Source organism: Virgibacillus proomii, from assembly GCF_018916875.1.
In the GTDB taxonomy this organism is placed as follows: Bacteria; Bacillota; Bacilli; order Bacillales; family Amphibacillaceae; genus Virgibacillus; species Virgibacillus proomii_B.
Map to the genome: position 1 here is coordinate 74,241 of NZ_JAHLNO010000017.1, position 15,811 is coordinate 90,051.

Sequence of the window (15,811 nt, forward strand, 5' to 3'; positions counted from 1 at the left end):
ATGAAGAATACAGTGAAAGAAACTTTATTAGCGTGAGCTACGTATATTTAAGGGATAAAATGGTAAAAATAGTATGAAGCTAAAATGATAAGATCGGGCACGATGGGAGGTATTGAAATTGATGACATGGTGGATTGGAATTATAAGTCTACGGGAAATGGATCAAAAGTATTGGTATTTATTATTTTTGATCTTTGGAATAAGTGTAATATATAGTATGGTTCGTTCATTTATTCGTTGGATTGTGCAACGACGTTCATTTATGCTCTTATCTTATTTATTCATTAGCTTTTTTATTTTTACCATTTATTTCGGGCTAAGTTTATTAAATGGCGGACTAAACCAAGGATTCTTTTATTCATTTCCTCTAATCATGCAATCATTAGCTTTTTTTGGTTGTCTATTGATTATTGGAGCAACAATAAGACGTTGGTTAAATAAATAATAAGCATAATATCCTTTAGTAATTAGCTTAGTAAAGTTTATACCGTTTAGTTGGTAATGTAAAAGTACAACTAGAGAAGCAGCTACTAATTCAAGATATAATATAAGGAGAATGGGATAAAAGAAATGGCAATTTCTCTCCGACTTCAACTTACTTAGTAGTACGGAACTTGTTTTTCAAAGATCTCCTTGAAAGTGTTTTTTAACTTCGATGCGATTTGGTAGGCGGCCATTCCATTTTACCAAGCGAAGATGGTGTAAAGTAAGTAGACGTACTCCTTTTCCAATGGTTTTTAGGTGTTGGCTTTTTCCCTCTCCATTTCATGTACTGATAGATCACTTTTTTTGCACTGGATAAGGACATTTTAGCTTGCGGGTTCCGGTAACTCTCATCTAATTCTCCTAAATGTTGTAAATTATTAAAGTCTTCTTTAGTTGGCGGTATATGAAAATAATAATCGGCAACTCGTACGAGTAAAGTAGAGTATTGATTACTAAATTTTGGTTGTTTGGAAAAATGAAGTCCTACCTTTGTGGCATGTTTTTCTTTGAGAAGTCTATTAATGGCTTCTTTTTTTATAAAGTATAAATGTTTTGGGTCAGGAGCAGTTTTAGCGTGGCGATTTATTGTATAAAGTGCTTTTGCAATTTCATCTAAGTTATCTTGTTCAGTCATCGTATTTGCTCCTCCGTAAAAATGTAATTATGCTTGTATACATCCTATCGTAAAGCAGTTTGGCTTGCAAGGGATATTAAAAAGTAATCAGAAATAATTGATTTTAAGCTTGTTTCATAAAATGTAACTTGAAAAATAAAAAGGTATAATTGATTAAGTTAGCTTAAGGTGAACCGAAGTTATTTTTATTTTATGAAAGTGACTTTAATGAATATTCATGTATTTCAGGTTTACAAAGAAAGCGAAATGGAGCTCGGGTTGTGCCAATACCGCTATTCACAAATAACAGGAATTTATCATTATTTAAGCTATATTTTCCTTGTACATACTTTTCAGCATAGGCAGGGCTATATAAATGTCCAATCAACGGAAATCTAATTTGTCCTCCATGGCTGTGCCCGGATAATTGTACATCAATAGGGTATTTTTTGGCGATATCTGCAAAGTCTGGCTCATGTGCTAAGAGGATAGTAAAGAGATTAGGATTCGCATTGACTAATGTAGCATCTAAGTCTGGTTTTCCTAACATAACATCATCGATTCCTGCTATTACTATTTCTTCATTCGCAATTTCAATGGTAGTATGGTTGTTTTGTAATAATTGAAAACCGGCTTTATTCATTGCATCATTAACAACCTCTGTACCGTAACCACCGTGATCATGGTTTCCATATATCCAAAATTTTCCGTGATAAGCGCTAAGCTGTTTTAATATATTGATAATCTTTGAATCCCAATGGAAATTTTGTGGTTCATCGACAAGGTCACCTGTAAATACAATTAAATCAGGGTCCAATCCATTTATTTTTTGAACTAATTCTTTTAACTGTTGCAGTGAATAGTGAAATCCGACATGCGTATCGGAAAACTGCACGATTTTAAAGTTATTAAACGATTTTGCAATTTTTTTCGATGCAATTGTATTTTTATTAATATGAAGTAGAATTGGTTCTATATCTCTAGCATAATAATAGGTTCCACTACTTAACCCTAATAAAGCAAGCAAGCTACCAACCGCTTTTTTTAGAAATGTTCTTCTGTTCATGGCTGACAAACCTTTCTCAACAATCAATTAGAATCAAATTATAACATGAATATAGAAAAATAGAATCCCTACTTGTAACTGTCATCATCTGAGAATGATAGAGAGGATTGAATGCTTCGTTCGTTAGATACACTATAGTATAAAGTATAGAAACTGAACTTAAGAAATAGAAGCCCAAACAAGTTGGAGTTGCTCAAAAGAGAAGGATATCTTCTAGTTATAGTGGTTAGTGGAATGGTTTAAATTTTAAAAATGACAATTAGAAAAACTTGGCTTGTCGCCAAGTCTTTGTTTTCATATAGTATAAAAAAGAAAGTGACGAACATGAGAGTTGCCACTTTCTGAGTTAACTTAATTATGAAGGAGAACAGTCATTACAGTCGTTTTTGATATGCAAATTTATCCCTTCTATTTGTAATGTACTGTGTGAGATACTGAAATGTTTTTTTAACAGTTTATTTGCTTGAATAAGGATTTTATCTCGATCTACAGTATTATCTACAACTAAATGACAGCTTAGAGCTGGAAATTCAGAAGTGATTGACCAAATATGAAAATCGTGAACATCATCAATTCCTGGTAGCTCCATTAATTTACTTTTTACTTCTTCAACGTTAATATTAGTAGGTTTTCCTTCCATTAAAATATGAATGGAATCTTTTGTTACCCTAATACCAGAAATCACAATGAGGATCGCAACGATAACACTTGCGATTGGATCGGCGATATCCCAGCCGAATAGCAAGATGAGGATACCTGCAACAATGGCGCCTATTGAGCCTAAAAGGTCACCAAGGACGTGTAAAAGAGCACTGCGAATATTTAAGTTTTCCTGTGAATCGCCACGCATTAGCATCCATGCGACAACAATATTCACAACTAAGCCGATGAAGGCGATAATCATCATACTTGCACTTACATTTGGCGGCTCAATAAACCGTTGAAATGCTTCATAAAATATATAAAGTGAAATTATAATTAATGTCAAGCCATTTATGAAGGCAGCAATGATTTCAACTCGACGGTAACCGTAAGTTTTAGAATATGTTGCTTGACGTTCACCGATTTTGAATGCCAGAAGACTTAAGCCAAGAGCTGCTGCATCGCTGAGCATATGTCCGGCATCTGAAATGAGTGCGAGACTGTTTGTTAAAAAGCCACCGACAGCTTCAACAACCATAAAAAAGGTAATTAATAAAAAGCTAAAAAACAGTACTTTTTTATTGCTAGTAGTGTGGTGACCATGATCGTGGCCATGACTATGATTGTGTTGATGGTTATCATGTGACATAATTTCCCCCCCCTATTTTGTATGTTCACTATGCTCAATCGTCTGTTTCAATAAATTCATAACATGATCATCGTCTAGTGAATAGTAGTAAGTCGTTTTTTCACGGCGATTCTTTACTAACCGCAATTGTTTTAAATACTTTAATTGATGAGAAATAGTAGATTGATGCATGCTTAATTTTTGAGCGATTTCAGTTACAGAGTATTCTTTATGAGAAAGCAAATGTAAGATTTTGATTCGGGTCGGGTCAGATAAAGCCTTAAAGGTTTGTGATACATGTTCAATTAACTGTTCATCAATTGGTTGGTAATCCATAATCGTCTCTCCTATACTATATGATCATATGTTCATATTATAACTTAAAATATAATCAATTTCAAGGAATGAATAGGTTTCGTTTTTCTTATTTCCTTACTGTGGTAAAATAAAATTAGTCTGTTCTCCGTCTAAAGTTTGCTTATATTACAGAGAAAGTAAAAAGCAAACCTCCTGCATGAAGAAAAAGGGGTGGTATGATTGAGTATGTTACAAGAGAAATATTTAACAGGCATAACATTGGAAGAAATAATGATTCCTTCTGAAAAGGTGGCACATGTACAAGTAAATAATCCGCTTGAGCATGCCTTACTTGTATTGGTTAAGTCGGGTTATTCTGCTGTGCCTGTTCTTGATTCATCGTATAAGTTAGTTGGTACAATTGGAAAAACTGCGATTCTTAACCAGATTCTCGGATTAGAACGTTTCGAATTTGAACGACTTTCAAATATTGTAGTAAAAGATGTGCTCAATGAGGATATTCCATGTTTAATGAAAGAAGATTCCTTATTACAAGGATTGAATGCGCTTATAAATCATCCGTTTGTTTGTGTTGCTGATAAGAATAAATATTTTGATGGGATTTTAACGAGAAGAGCGATTCTTAAGCAAGTAAAAAAAGATTTGTATGCACAAAATGATTAAACGAATGGGGCTGGGACATAAACAAATACTAAATAGCAAAAAACGAACAATTCATTTATAATTGTTTGGTTTGTTTGTGTTAAAAAAATTCCTATCATCGCTACGTCAAACTATTTCGCTTTCCGCGGGCACGGCCTCAGCTTCCTCGGAAAGCAAAGATCGCTTTCCTGCGGGATCTTCAGCTCGAGCTATTCCCGCAGGAGTCTACATATTTTGACTACGCTAAAAACTTGCGTATACACAAGGACGATTTATTGTTCGTTTTTTAATCAGCTGTTTTAGTTTTGTCCCAGCCTCTTAGATCCTTTTTTTCACTATAGGAAAGTATAAAACTTTATGGTTTATAGTATAAGAAAAACTATAGCTTTCGCCACAAAGACTTAGCGACAAGCCAAGTTTTTCTAATCAAATCTTAATCGAAATTTTTAAGGTGGTATCAAAAAATCTGATAAAAATAACACAACGGAATTTCATCGCCGGTTTAGAATGTATAAAAAATTTTAGCGAAGAAGTTAAGTTGACGCCGTTGAAATCTTAATATTCAACGTAACCGCGTAATTAGTGATCATGTCGACTCGAAGCCAAGCCTTCTCGAACTTTGACACATAGAACGTGCTAGTTAGTTTCGGTTGTAAGAAGGGGACATGAAAAAAGTCAACAGCTTTAAAATAAGGTAAATGGATTTTCTGAAAACTGAGAATATGAAAAGATAGGCAATGAAAAACAGCTAATTATTGCGACAAAAAAAGCGATCTGCTAAATTATAAGATAGTACATAATTGGGAGGTAACGAATCATGAAAATGATGGATGGAAATGAAATTATCAACTTTATTTCGAATAGTAAGAAAAGCACACCTGTAAAAGTATATGTAAAGGGAGAAGGATTAGATCAATTAACGATTGATGATTCCATCCAAGCTTTCTTAGAATCAAAAAGCGGAATTTTGTTTGGAGAATGGAATAAGGTACAAAGACTGTTAAATGACCATCAAGATGTGATAACGGATTACGTTATCGAAAATGATCGTCGTAATTCAGCTATTCCTCTACTTGATCTAAAAGGAATAAATGCCCGAATTGAACCGGGTGCGATTATTCGTGATCAAGTAGAGATTGGTGATGGTTGCGTCATTATGATGGGGGCAGTAATTAACATTGGTTCTGTTATCGGCGAAGGAACTATGATAGATATGAACGCTGTACTTGGTGGACGAGCAACGGTTGGGAAAAATTGTCACATTGGTGCAGGTACTGTGTTAGCTGGTGTAATTGAACCACCATCTGCAAAACCGGTAATTATTGAAGATGATGTAGTTATTGGGGCGAATGTTGTAGTATTAGAAGGGGTAACGATTGGTAGAGGAGCAATTGTTGCTGCTGGGGCAATTGTCACAAAGGATGTGGCTCCAAACACATTAGTAGCAGGTACTCCCGCAAGAGTATTAAAGGAGATTGATGAAAATACGAAATCGAAAACTGAAATAAAACAAGAACTACGCAAGTTGAATGATTAAGTAGGGAATTAATATGTTAAACTTACAACAAATCCGCAGAGATTTACATCAAATACCGGAATTGGGTTTTCAAGAAACGAAAACCCAACAATACTTGGTACGTAAAATAAAAAAACTGCAAACAGAACGTGTGTCGATCCAATTATGGAAGACGGGAATATTAGTCTTTGTAAAGGGAACACGACCGCAAAAAACAATTGGCTTTCGAGCTGATATCGATGGATTACCGATCACTGAAAAAACAAATTTTTCATTCACTTCACAGCATGAAGGGAGAATGCACGCTTGTGGACACGATTTTCATATGACCATCGCGCTTGGTGCTTTAGAACGCGTGATTTCTGAGCCAATTACTGATGATTGTTTGTTTATATTTCAACCAGCGGAAGAAGGTCCAGGCGGTGCTCTTCCATTGTTACAATCGAAAGAGTTTAATACTTGGCGTCCTGATGTTATTTTTGCCCTGCATATTGCTCCAGAATTACCTGTTGGCACGGTAGCAAGTAAACCAGGCTTACTATTTGCAAATACGAGTGAATTATTCATTGATTTTATTGGTAAAGGAGGACATGCTGCATATCCACATGTAGCCAAGGATATGACGGTTGCTGCAAGCAGTTTTATTGTTCAAATGCAGCAAATTGTTTCCAGAAATATAAATCCGTTGGAAAGTGCTGTCGTTACAGTTGGAAAAATGGAGAGTGGCTACGTCCAAAATGCTATTGCAGAAACTGCTCGCCTGGAAGGAACGATTCGAACCCAGCATCCAGAGACAATTCACATCGTAAAAAAGCAATTGGAAAAGCTAATGAAAGGTTTTGAAATTGTTTATGATTGCTCTATTCAGGTAGATTATGGCGCCAATTATTATCAAGTGTATAATCAAGCTGATATGGTAGAAAAATTCCAACAAGCCTTGGATGGTTCAGATATAGAATACAAACAAGCGAAAGCTGCTATGACTGGTGAAGATTTTGGTTATTTTATGAAGGAGATACCAGGCTTTATGTTTTGGCTTGGTGTCAATTCTCCATTCGGTCTTCACAACGCACAGCTCAACCCAGATGAGGAAGCATTAACGATTGGTTTAGATGCTGTAACCCGGATGATTTCTCAGCTTTCTGAATGATCGGTGTATAGTTTTTATTCTAATGCAGAATCTATCTATGTAGAACAACATTAATTAGAGGAGGCATTAGAATGGCGAGAATAGGCGTGGAAGAAAGTCTTGCTAATGTAAAAGAAGCGTTGATGGAAATGGGTCATGAAGTAGTAGACTTGCGAAGCGAAGAAGATGCTGCTTACTGCGATTGCTGTATTATTTCAGGTCAGGATAAGGATGTAATGGGAATTACAGAAGCAGTAATCGCCGGGTCTGTAATTAATGCACAAGGTATGAGTGCCGAAGACGTTTGTCAAATGGTAAATCGTAAATTAACGTGATCATTCACCTGTTCCTCCTACAAGAACCTTTTTATGTTAATAGTCATATAAAGATAGTGGTATTAGCAAATTCTAAGAGGATGATGCAGGAGGAATGGATGAAGATGCGTTTAAATGAAAAAATACCGGAAATTAGTATAGCGAAAGAATGGCTAAATTCGGAACCATTAACTACGGAAACAATTAGCGGCAAACCAATATGTGTTCATTTTTGGTCAGTAAGCTGTAAACTTTGCAAAAAAGCAATGCCTAGCTTTGTGCGAATACGAGATACTTATACTGATACATTGCAAGTAATTTCTGTGCATACCCCTTTAACTGAAGATGATATGGATTTGGATGAAATTCGTAGCGTAGCAGCTAAAAATGATTTAACCGAACCGATTGCTATCGATAATGAAGAATCATTATCAAAAGCTTTTAACATTCATTTTGTTCCCGCATATTATTTGTTCGACCACTCCGGGAAGTTGCGTTATATTCAGCGAGGTAAAGTAAATGCAAAAATGCTGGAAAAACAAATACGGCGGCTAATTAGGTAAAGTGAAACTTCATTCTGTGGAGTTACAATATAATGAAAAAATGAGTCTGATCAAAAACATCTCTCTATCTAAAGGGAGATGTTTTTTACTGTCAAATCCTAACTTGGATTAAAAGGTATTGAACTTTAAATGGAAGCGAAATTAGTTTGCCGATAATATCTCAAAATTTAAACTTTTATAGAATAAAAAGTAAAACCTTTAAACGAACAGTTCTATTTAAAAGAGAAATTCGTGATTTTTGGTTTTTGCTTCAAAAAATCAATAGCGTTATTATGGCTCAAATTTTTAATACGAGTACAAGAAAGATCGTTTTCCTAATATATTTTATCTTTTTCCAAACAACTTTCCTATGAATAAAATCCGTAATGGTAATTGGTGAATTTTTTAAAAAATTTAAAAAAACAGTGGCAATTTATTTCGGAACCCGTTATATTTAATGTTACGAAAACTATTTAAGGGGAGGAAATGGCGTGGAGACATTTAAAAAGTTAAAGGATTATTTTTGGCCATATAAACGGTTTTTTTTACTGTCCTTGCTATTTTTATTTTTACTAACAGTAATAACGGTTATTTATCCAATTATCTTACAACAAACGATTGATAGCGTTGTTTTCAAAAACCGTTATGAATTAATCCCGTATATTTCTGGTGTATTTTTATTTTTAATGATTATTAAAGGCTTTGCGACATTTTATCATCAATATTTGGGAGATCTATTTGGTATTACGGCTGTATATAAACTGCGAGATGGTTTATATCATAAATTACAGAAGCTGTCCTTCTCTTATTATGATAACGCAAAAACTGGAGATATTATGTCCAGACTCACAGCTGATGTGGAAGGATTTCGTTTTTTTCTTTCTTTTGGTTTTGCCGAATTATTGCGCATTATCTTATTAATTACGATCAGCTTAGGGGTAATGTTTTATTTTTCAGTACCGCTCGCATTAGTGACAATGGCGGCAATGCCATTTCTTACTATAGTCGTTTTTCAATTTGATAAACGTGTTCACCCTGCATTTCGCAAGATTCGAAAGTCCTTCGGTAAACTAAACACAAGAGTGCAAGAAAATATTAGTGGTATGCATACGGTAAAATCTTTATCTAGAGAAGACTTTGAGATTGATCGATTTTCTCATAGTAATAATGATTACAAACAAAACTATCTAAATACATCCTTTATTTGGTCAAAGTATTTCCCCTTAATGGAATTTATCGGTAATTTTTGTGCTGTAGCGTTACTTGCTTATGGCGGTTTTTTAGTTATTAATGATAAGCTGTCGCTTGGAGCCTTAGTCGCTTTTTTTAGTTTAGTTTGGTATATTGTTGGACCTTTAATGAATCTAGGTTTTGTAATTAATCAATTTTCCCAAGCAAAAGCGTCTGCAGAGCGCTTGTTAGAAATCCTTGAAGCAAAAGAAAATATTGTTGAAACAAAGCAAGCAATTAACCAGCCAATCCAAGGACATGTTACATTTAAAAACGTCACATTAACTTATGCGACAGATAACGATCCAGCTTTAAAGGATATTAGCTTCAATGTAACCCCTGGTAAGAGTATTGGGTTGATCGGATCGACAGGTGCCGGAAAAACAAGTATCACCCAACTTATTACTCGTTTTTATGAACCAGATACCGGGGAAGTGCTTATTGATCAAATACCTGTATCAGGTTTTCAGCTGAAAACATTACGACAGGCAATCGGCTTTGTATTGCAGGAACCTTTTTTGTTTTCCGCAACAATCAGAGAAAATATTGCTTATGGTGATCCAAATGCATCCGAAGAACAGATTATCGATGCTGCTAAACGCTCACAGGCACATGATTTTATTATGAACATGCCAAATAGGTATAACACGATGCTTGGTGAGAGAGGAATGGGATTGTCAGGTGGACAAAAACAGCGGATAGCGATTGCAAGGGCAATATGCATTAATCCGAAAATCCTTGTTTTAGATGACGCTACTTCAGCAGTAGATATGGAGACGGAGTTTAAAATTCAGCAAGCATTACGGGAAGTAATGAAAGGCAGGACTTCGTTTATTATTGCTCATCGTATCTCTTCATTAAAACATGCTGATGAAATTCTTGTTTTAGAAGGAGGAAGAGTTATTGAGCGTGGAACACATGAGTTTTTAATAAACAATAAAGGAGCATATCAACGAATTTACGAAATTCAGTATCAAGATAAAGATGAAATTATGAAACGGCCACATGCTTAAAAGGGGGGGAATAAATTGTCAAAGGAACAACAAACCAAAGAGAAACATAACCATTTACAGCGATTTTATTATACGCAAGACCAGGTAATAGAAAAGCCATTTAATTGGCAGCAAATGCGGCGCTTACTTATTTATTTAAAGCCATATTCGAAAAATTATTTACCGGCTGCAATGCTTGCCATGCTTATTTCTACACTTATTCGATTAATCGTCCCAATATTAATTGGGAAGGTTGCCATTGACATAGTAATAAGCAATAAAAATATTACCATGCTTACTTATTTAGTTTTAGGAATAATAGTCCTCTATCTAATAAACTATCTAGCAAATGTATTTCGTATTAAATGGGTCAATATGTTAGGGCAAAATGTTATTTATGATATTAGACAACATTTATTTTCCCATGTGCAACGATTGTCGCATCGTTTTTTTGATTCACGTTCGGCCGGATCTATTTTAGTAAGAATTATGAATGATATTAATTCATTGCAAGAATTGTTTACAAATGGAATTATTAATTTATTAATGGATATCGTTACTCTCATAGGGATCATTGTTATTTTATTTGTTCTAAGTCCGAAATTAGCATTAGCGATTATGATCATCTTACCACTCATGTTTTATCTTACTACAAAGCTTCGTAGAAAAATTCGCAGATCATGGCAACAAGTTCGCATTCAGCAGTCAAGAATGAATTCTCATCTAAATGAGGCATTACAAGGAATGCGTATTACTCAGTCGTTTTCCCAAGAACTAGAAAATGCAGAGTACTTCCACGGGGTGAATTCGGATAATTTTGAGAGTTGGAGGGAAGCGACGAGAAAAAGTGCGATGTTTCGACCATTTGTAGAAATGAGCAATGCACTGGGAACCATTATTTTAATTTCTTATGGTGCCCATTTAATTTTATTAGGTCCGGAAAATGGAGGAATTGGTATAGGTACATTTGTTTCCTTTGCATTTTTTATTGGTATGTTTTGGGATCCGATATCTCGATTAGGACAGATGTATAACCAAATGCTTATGGCCATGGCGGCGTCTGAACGAATTTTTGAATTTTTAGATGAACGACCAAACGTAAAAGAGAAGGAAAACGCGTATGCTTTCACTGATATAGAAGGACAGGTAGAATTTGACAAGGTATCTTTTTCGTATGATGAGAAACGAGTTGCTTTGCAAGAAATATCATTAACTATAGAAGCGGGAGAGACAGTAGCTTTAGTAGGTCATACTGGAAGCGGAAAATCAACCATTGCTAACCTAATTAGCCGGTTTTATGATCCAGTAAAGGGCAGTGTTAAAATGGATGGGCATGATTTACGAAATGTTCGATTGGATAGTTTACGGCAGAAAATCAGTATTGTATTACAAGATACCTTTATTTTTTCAGGGACAATTATGGAAAATATCCGATTTGGCAGACCAAATGCAACGGATGATGAAGTAAGGCAAGCAGCCAAATTTGTAGGAGCAGATGATTTTATTAACCGTATGGCCAATGGTTATGAAACGGAAGTAGAAGAAAGAGGGAATATTTTATCAGCTGGTGAACGACAGCTGTTATCCTTTGCTCGAGCATTGCTGGCAGATCCACGTATAATAATATTAGATGAAGCGACTGCAAGTATAGACACAGAAACAGAAATCAAAATCCAATCAGCTCTTGCTAAATTATTAAAGAAAAGAACAGCGATTATTATCGCCCATCGCTTATCTACCATTCGTAAAGCCGATAAGATTTTTGTTTTAGAAAATGGGCGAATTATTGAAAGCGGAAATCATGAAGAACTAGTGCAAAAACAAGGTAAATATTATGGACTTATTAAATCGCAGTTTCAAATGTTAGATGTGATTTAAAAAAGAGGCAGCTTTGCACATAATCCTGTTAAGTAGACCATGAAAAAGAGTATGTTAAGAAGCGGTCTTTTCCCGGTACTAATTGGGGAAGGACCTTTAAATAAAAAAAATTTGTTATAGAAATCAAAACATTCTCCAGTAGCTTGAATGGCCTGCAAAATAAGTTTAGGATGTACTAATACAAATTCTCCGTTTTTTACTGGGAAAAGTTTGATTCGGTATCATCACGACAGGACTGCCAAAAAAGCGTTTTTCTTTTTCAAGGACAAGAAGTTCTACGACAGCGACACATCGCGTTTTTTCAAGAAGAAAAACACTCCTTGAATGAAGTTCACTCTATCCCGTCAGAAGTTCCAGATTGTAATTACTAACCGAGCGTTTGACGCTTTGTTACGTTAAATAGGGTATAAATCAAAGTATAAAAGTTGAGGGTAAAAATCTGTAGTTTTTATGTATAAATGTGTTGTTGTCAGGTTACGGTATTGAAGTCTTCACACTAGTCTGGTTTTCATAGATATGTATACTTATTAATCAAAAATAATGTACAAGAAACGATAACATCGGTAATATAGTAAACATACGGGCTTTAATATAAAGAAGTTGAGTTAAGGATTCAGTTTTGATGTACGGTTAGTAGATGATTTTTAAAGTATAAAAGTCTTTTGTTACGAGACATCATTTAGTATAGTAGAACTAAAGTGACGATGATAAGTTATGAACAAAGAATAAAGATGGAGGAAACACATGAAACGGGAATTTGCAGTAATTGGCTTAGGAAGATTTGGAGGAAGCATTTGTAAAGAGTTAAGCATAGAAGGAATGGAAGTACTTGCTATTGATAATAACGAAGATCGTATTAATGAATATAAAAATATAGCATCTCATGCAGTAATTGCTGATGCAACGGATGAAGTTTCTCTTAAAGAGTTAGGAATTAAAAATATTGATCATGTTATTGTTGCGATTGGTGATGATATTCAAGCTAGTATTTTAACGACGGTTATTTTAACCGAGTTAGGAATTAAAAAAATAACCGTCAAAGCACAAAATGATTATCATGCAAAAATTTTAAATAAAATTGGGGCAGATCAAGTTGTACATCCAGAGCGGGATATGGGAAAACGAATCGCCCATAGCATTATATCCAATAATATTTTAGATTACTTAGAGCTTTCGGATGATCATAGTATTGTAGAAGTAAAGGTTGGAGAAAAAATGCTTGGTAAAACATTGGCGGAACTGGATATCCGGGCAAATTATGGCTGTAATGTTGTTGCAATTAAGCATGGAAAAGATATCAATGTTTCACCAAGTGCTGACCATCGTTTTTTAGAAGGCGATATTTTAATTGTAATAGGTGCGGATAAAGATATTTTTCGGTTTGAAAAGCATTTAGTTATAGAAGAATAAAAAAACAAACAGCCAGAAAGGGATCTGGCTGTTTGTTTTTTATACTTCCATAATAATTGGTAAGATCATCGGGCGGCGCTTTGTTTTGTCATAAAGAAATGGAGCGATTGTATCGGTAATTTCATTTTTGATTTCTGACCATTGAGTTGTTTTACGTTCCATTACTTTTTCTAAGTGAGCAGATACTAATTTTTGAGCTTCATTGATCAAGTCTTCAGATTCCCTCATATAAACAAAGCCTCGTGAAATAATATCAGGACCTGCAGAAACTTTAAACTCTTTCATATTAATACTTACTACGACAATCACTAAACCTTCCTCAGAAAGGATTCGGCGATCTCTTAACACGATATTGCCGATATCGCCGACTCCGTTTCCATCAACATAAATGGAGCCGGAAGGGATTTTTCCAGCAATCGTAGCAATATCCTTTCCTAAAGCCAAAACATCTCCATTATCCATGACGAAGCAATTATCTGGATCAACATCACAAGCAGCTGCCAATTTGACATGTTCTTTAAGCATGCGATATTCTCCATGAATCGGCATAAAGAACTTTGGTTTTATTAACCGTAGCATTAATTTTTGTTCTTCTTGACTACCATGACCAGAGGTATGGATGTTTGTAAGTTTGCCGTGAATAACGTCTGCTCCTGCTCGGTATAATTTATTAATCGTCCGGCTAACACTAATTGTATTTCCAGGGATTGGGGACGAAGAGAATACAACTGTATCACCGGGAATGATTTGAATTTGTCGATGAGTACCATTAGCAATTCGTGATAAAGCTGCCATTGGTTCACCTTGGGATCCGGTACAAAGGATAGTTACTTCTTGAGCAGGTAGACGATTAATTTGATTTGCATCAATAAACGTATCTTTTGGAGCTTGAATATAGCCTAATTCCTGTCCCAGATTAATAGCCGACTCCATGCTTCTGCCAAATACAGCAATCTTTCGGTTATTTTGGACAGAAGCTTCTACTACTTGCTGCAGTCGATAGATGTTTGATGCAAATGTAGCAAAGATAACTCTTCCATCAACTCTGCTAAAAATATCTTTTATATTACCTCCAACCACTCTCTCTGATAATGTAAACCCGGGAACTTCACTATTTGTACTATCTGATAGTAGACAAAGTACTCCCTCGCTGCCGATTTCTGCCATTCTTGTTAAGTTAGCAGGCTCACCAACTGGTGTAAAATCAAATTTAAAGTCACCAGTGTGAACAATGTTTCCTGGTGGAGTTTTTACAACAATACCATATGAATCGGGAATGCTATGGGTAGTTCGGAAAAAGCTGACCGAGGTTTTACGGAACTTAATATAATCGTCTTCTTCAATGGTAATTAATTTAGCATTTCTCAATAGACCGTGTTCATCTAATTTGTTTCGTATTAATCCTATCGCAAGTTTACCAGCATATATTGGCACATTAAGCTCACGGAGAAGATAAGGAATGCCTCCAATATGATCTTCATGCCCATGAGTAATAAATAATCCTTTGATTTTGTCCTGATTTTGTACTAAATACGTGTAGTCAGGAATAACATAATCAATTCCAAGCAATTCATCTTCAGGGAATTTAATCCCTGCATCAATTAAAATAATCTCATCTTGAAATTGAACACCATACGTATTTTTACCAATTTCTCCAAGCCCGCCTAGAGCAAAAACAGCAGCTTGGTCATTTTTTACAAACTTCATTGGTTAGATGTTCTCCACGCGAAAATCTTTGGATTGTTTTTCATATGCTAAATGTGCTTCATCTAGTGCTTGAATATATTCAATATTATACTTGCGCTCGTTTATTCTTGTTCTAACTTCTCTGACAGATTCTCCTTCAACGTATGCACATTTTGTTCTTTCTCGAACTGGAATTTCATCAGCCCGCTCTTGATATAATATTTTATAAATCATCTCATCTCTCCTTGATTATTTCATTTTTATTTCTATTTTGAACACGATTTTTTGCTAAACAAATATCCTACCTTTTAAAATCACCACTAAAACGGTCTCCGTCATTTTTCCAAATCACGTATATTTTTTGTCTTTTTCCCGATATTTATGGTACCTTTATTGTGATTGGGTAATAATATCGATGATTAATGGTAGTCTTTTTTACAAGTAGTTGGTACACGTCCTTGACCTAAAAAGTCTTTCCAGCGTTTCTTAAGCTTTTCTTTTAGACGCTTTAACATGACGTGTCAGCTCCTTTCAAAGTTCTAAGAAAAGCAAGAAATACAATCTACCGATCCAATCCCTCTTATCTATAGTATAGTATGAGTTGAGGAATTTTGAAATAAAAATACGTTATTTCATAAAAATATTTATGATAGCAACTGGGTAGTATGCTTAGAGGTTTTTAGTTTTGGCCCTTTCATAATTACTTGTAATAGTTATTT

The 15,811-nt window shown here is 34.9% G+C and carries 15 protein-coding genes; 9 read left to right on the top strand and 6 right to left on the bottom strand.

What is annotated here, in order from left to right:
* Positions 1-118 precede the first annotated feature (118 nt).
* Positions 119-445, top strand: coding sequence for a hypothetical protein (locus KQI21_RS06575; RefSeq protein WP_216483360.1), 327 nt, complete (start codon positions 119-121; stop codon positions 443-445).
* A 201-nt stretch (positions 446-646) separates the two neighbouring features.
* Here the strand turns inward: KQI21_RS06575 and KQI21_RS06580 are convergent, their stop codons facing one another.
* The 4 genes from KQI21_RS06580 to KQI21_RS06595 all read right to left on the bottom strand — a co-directional run bounded on the left by KQI21_RS06580 (position 647) and on the right by KQI21_RS06595 (position 3,771).
* Complete coding sequence (locus KQI21_RS06580) at positions 647-1,120, bottom strand: YkyB family protein (RefSeq protein WP_216483363.1); 474 nt, start codon at positions 1,118-1,120, stop codon at positions 647-649.
* 190 nt (positions 1,121-1,310) lie between these two features.
* Positions 1,311-2,165, bottom strand: coding sequence for a metallophosphoesterase (locus KQI21_RS06585; protein WP_216483364.1), 855 nt, complete (start codon positions 2,163-2,165; stop codon positions 1,311-1,313).
* 355 nt (positions 2,166-2,520) lie between these two features.
* A complete protein-coding gene (locus KQI21_RS06590; protein ID WP_216483366.1) occupies positions 2,521-3,456 on the bottom strand; it encodes a cation diffusion facilitator family transporter in 936 nt (311 codons plus the stop codon).
* A gap of 12 nt (positions 3,457-3,468) precedes the next feature.
* On the bottom strand, positions 3,469-3,771 hold the full coding sequence (locus KQI21_RS06595; protein WP_216483368.1) for an ArsR/SmtB family transcription factor: 303 nt from the start codon (positions 3,769-3,771) through the stop codon (positions 3,469-3,471).
* A 201-nt stretch (positions 3,772-3,972) separates the two neighbouring features.
* Between KQI21_RS06595 and cbpB the strand changes: the two genes are divergently transcribed.
* The 8 genes from cbpB (at position 3,973) to KQI21_RS06635 (ending at position 13,406) form a co-directional block, all read left to right on the top strand.
* Positions 3,973-4,416: a cyclic-di-AMP-binding protein CbpB gene (gene cbpB / locus KQI21_RS06600; RefSeq protein WP_077320272.1), complete on the top strand. Its 444-nt coding sequence runs from the start codon at positions 3,973-3,975 to the stop codon at positions 4,414-4,416.
* A gap of 796 nt (positions 4,417-5,212) precedes the next feature.
* Entirely contained in the window at positions 5,213-5,932 is a 720-nt protein-coding gene (gene dapD, locus KQI21_RS06605; RefSeq protein ID WP_216483369.1) for a 2,3,4,5-tetrahydropyridine-2,6-dicarboxylate N-acetyltransferase, read from the top strand.
* Positions 5,933-5,945: 13 nt separating this feature from the next.
* Positions 5,946-7,061: an N-acetyldiaminopimelate deacetylase gene (locus KQI21_RS06610; protein WP_216483371.1), complete on the top strand. Its 1,116-nt coding sequence runs from the start codon at positions 5,946-5,948 to the stop codon at positions 7,059-7,061.
* A 71-nt stretch (positions 7,062-7,132) separates the two neighbouring features.
* Positions 7,133-7,375: a YkuS family protein gene (locus KQI21_RS06615; protein WP_216483373.1), complete on the top strand. Its 243-nt coding sequence runs from the start codon at positions 7,133-7,135 to the stop codon at positions 7,373-7,375.
* A gap of 98 nt (positions 7,376-7,473) precedes the next feature.
* Positions 7,474-7,917 carry a TlpA family protein disulfide reductase gene (locus tag KQI21_RS06620; RefSeq protein WP_216483375.1) on the top strand — a complete coding sequence of 148 codons (444 nt, stop codon included), beginning with the start codon at positions 7,474-7,476 and terminating at the stop codon, positions 7,915-7,917.
* A gap of 470 nt (positions 7,918-8,387) precedes the next feature.
* The gene (locus KQI21_RS06625; RefSeq protein WP_216483377.1) at positions 8,388-10,139 is read left to right on the top strand and encodes an ABC transporter ATP-binding protein; all 1,752 of its coding nucleotides are present in this window, start codon (positions 8,388-8,390) and stop codon (positions 10,137-10,139) included.
* Positions 10,140-10,253: 114 nt separating this feature from the next.
* The gene (locus KQI21_RS06630) at positions 10,254-11,996 is read left to right on the top strand and encodes an ABC transporter ATP-binding protein (RefSeq protein ID WP_216483411.1); all 1,743 of its coding nucleotides are present in this window, start codon (positions 10,254-10,256) and stop codon (positions 11,994-11,996) included.
* Positions 11,997-12,740: 744 nt separating this feature from the next.
* Positions 12,741-13,406 carry a potassium channel family protein gene (locus tag KQI21_RS06635; protein WP_216483379.1) on the top strand — a complete coding sequence of 222 codons (666 nt, stop codon included), beginning with the start codon at positions 12,741-12,743 and terminating at the stop codon, positions 13,404-13,406.
* 39 nt (positions 13,407-13,445) lie between these two features.
* Here KQI21_RS06635 and rnjA read toward each other — a convergent pair whose 3' ends face one another.
* Together rnjA and KQI21_RS06645 are read right to left on the bottom strand one after the other, a co-directional pair.
* A complete protein-coding gene (gene rnjA, locus KQI21_RS06640) occupies positions 13,446-15,113 on the bottom strand; it encodes a ribonuclease J1 (protein WP_216483381.1) in 1,668 nt (555 codons plus the stop codon).
* Between the two features lie 3 nt (positions 15,114-15,116).
* On the bottom strand, positions 15,117-15,326 hold the full coding sequence (locus tag KQI21_RS06645) for a DNA-dependent RNA polymerase subunit epsilon (protein ID WP_216483383.1): 210 nt from the start codon (positions 15,324-15,326) through the stop codon (positions 15,117-15,119).
* Positions 15,327-15,811 lie beyond the last annotated feature (485 nt).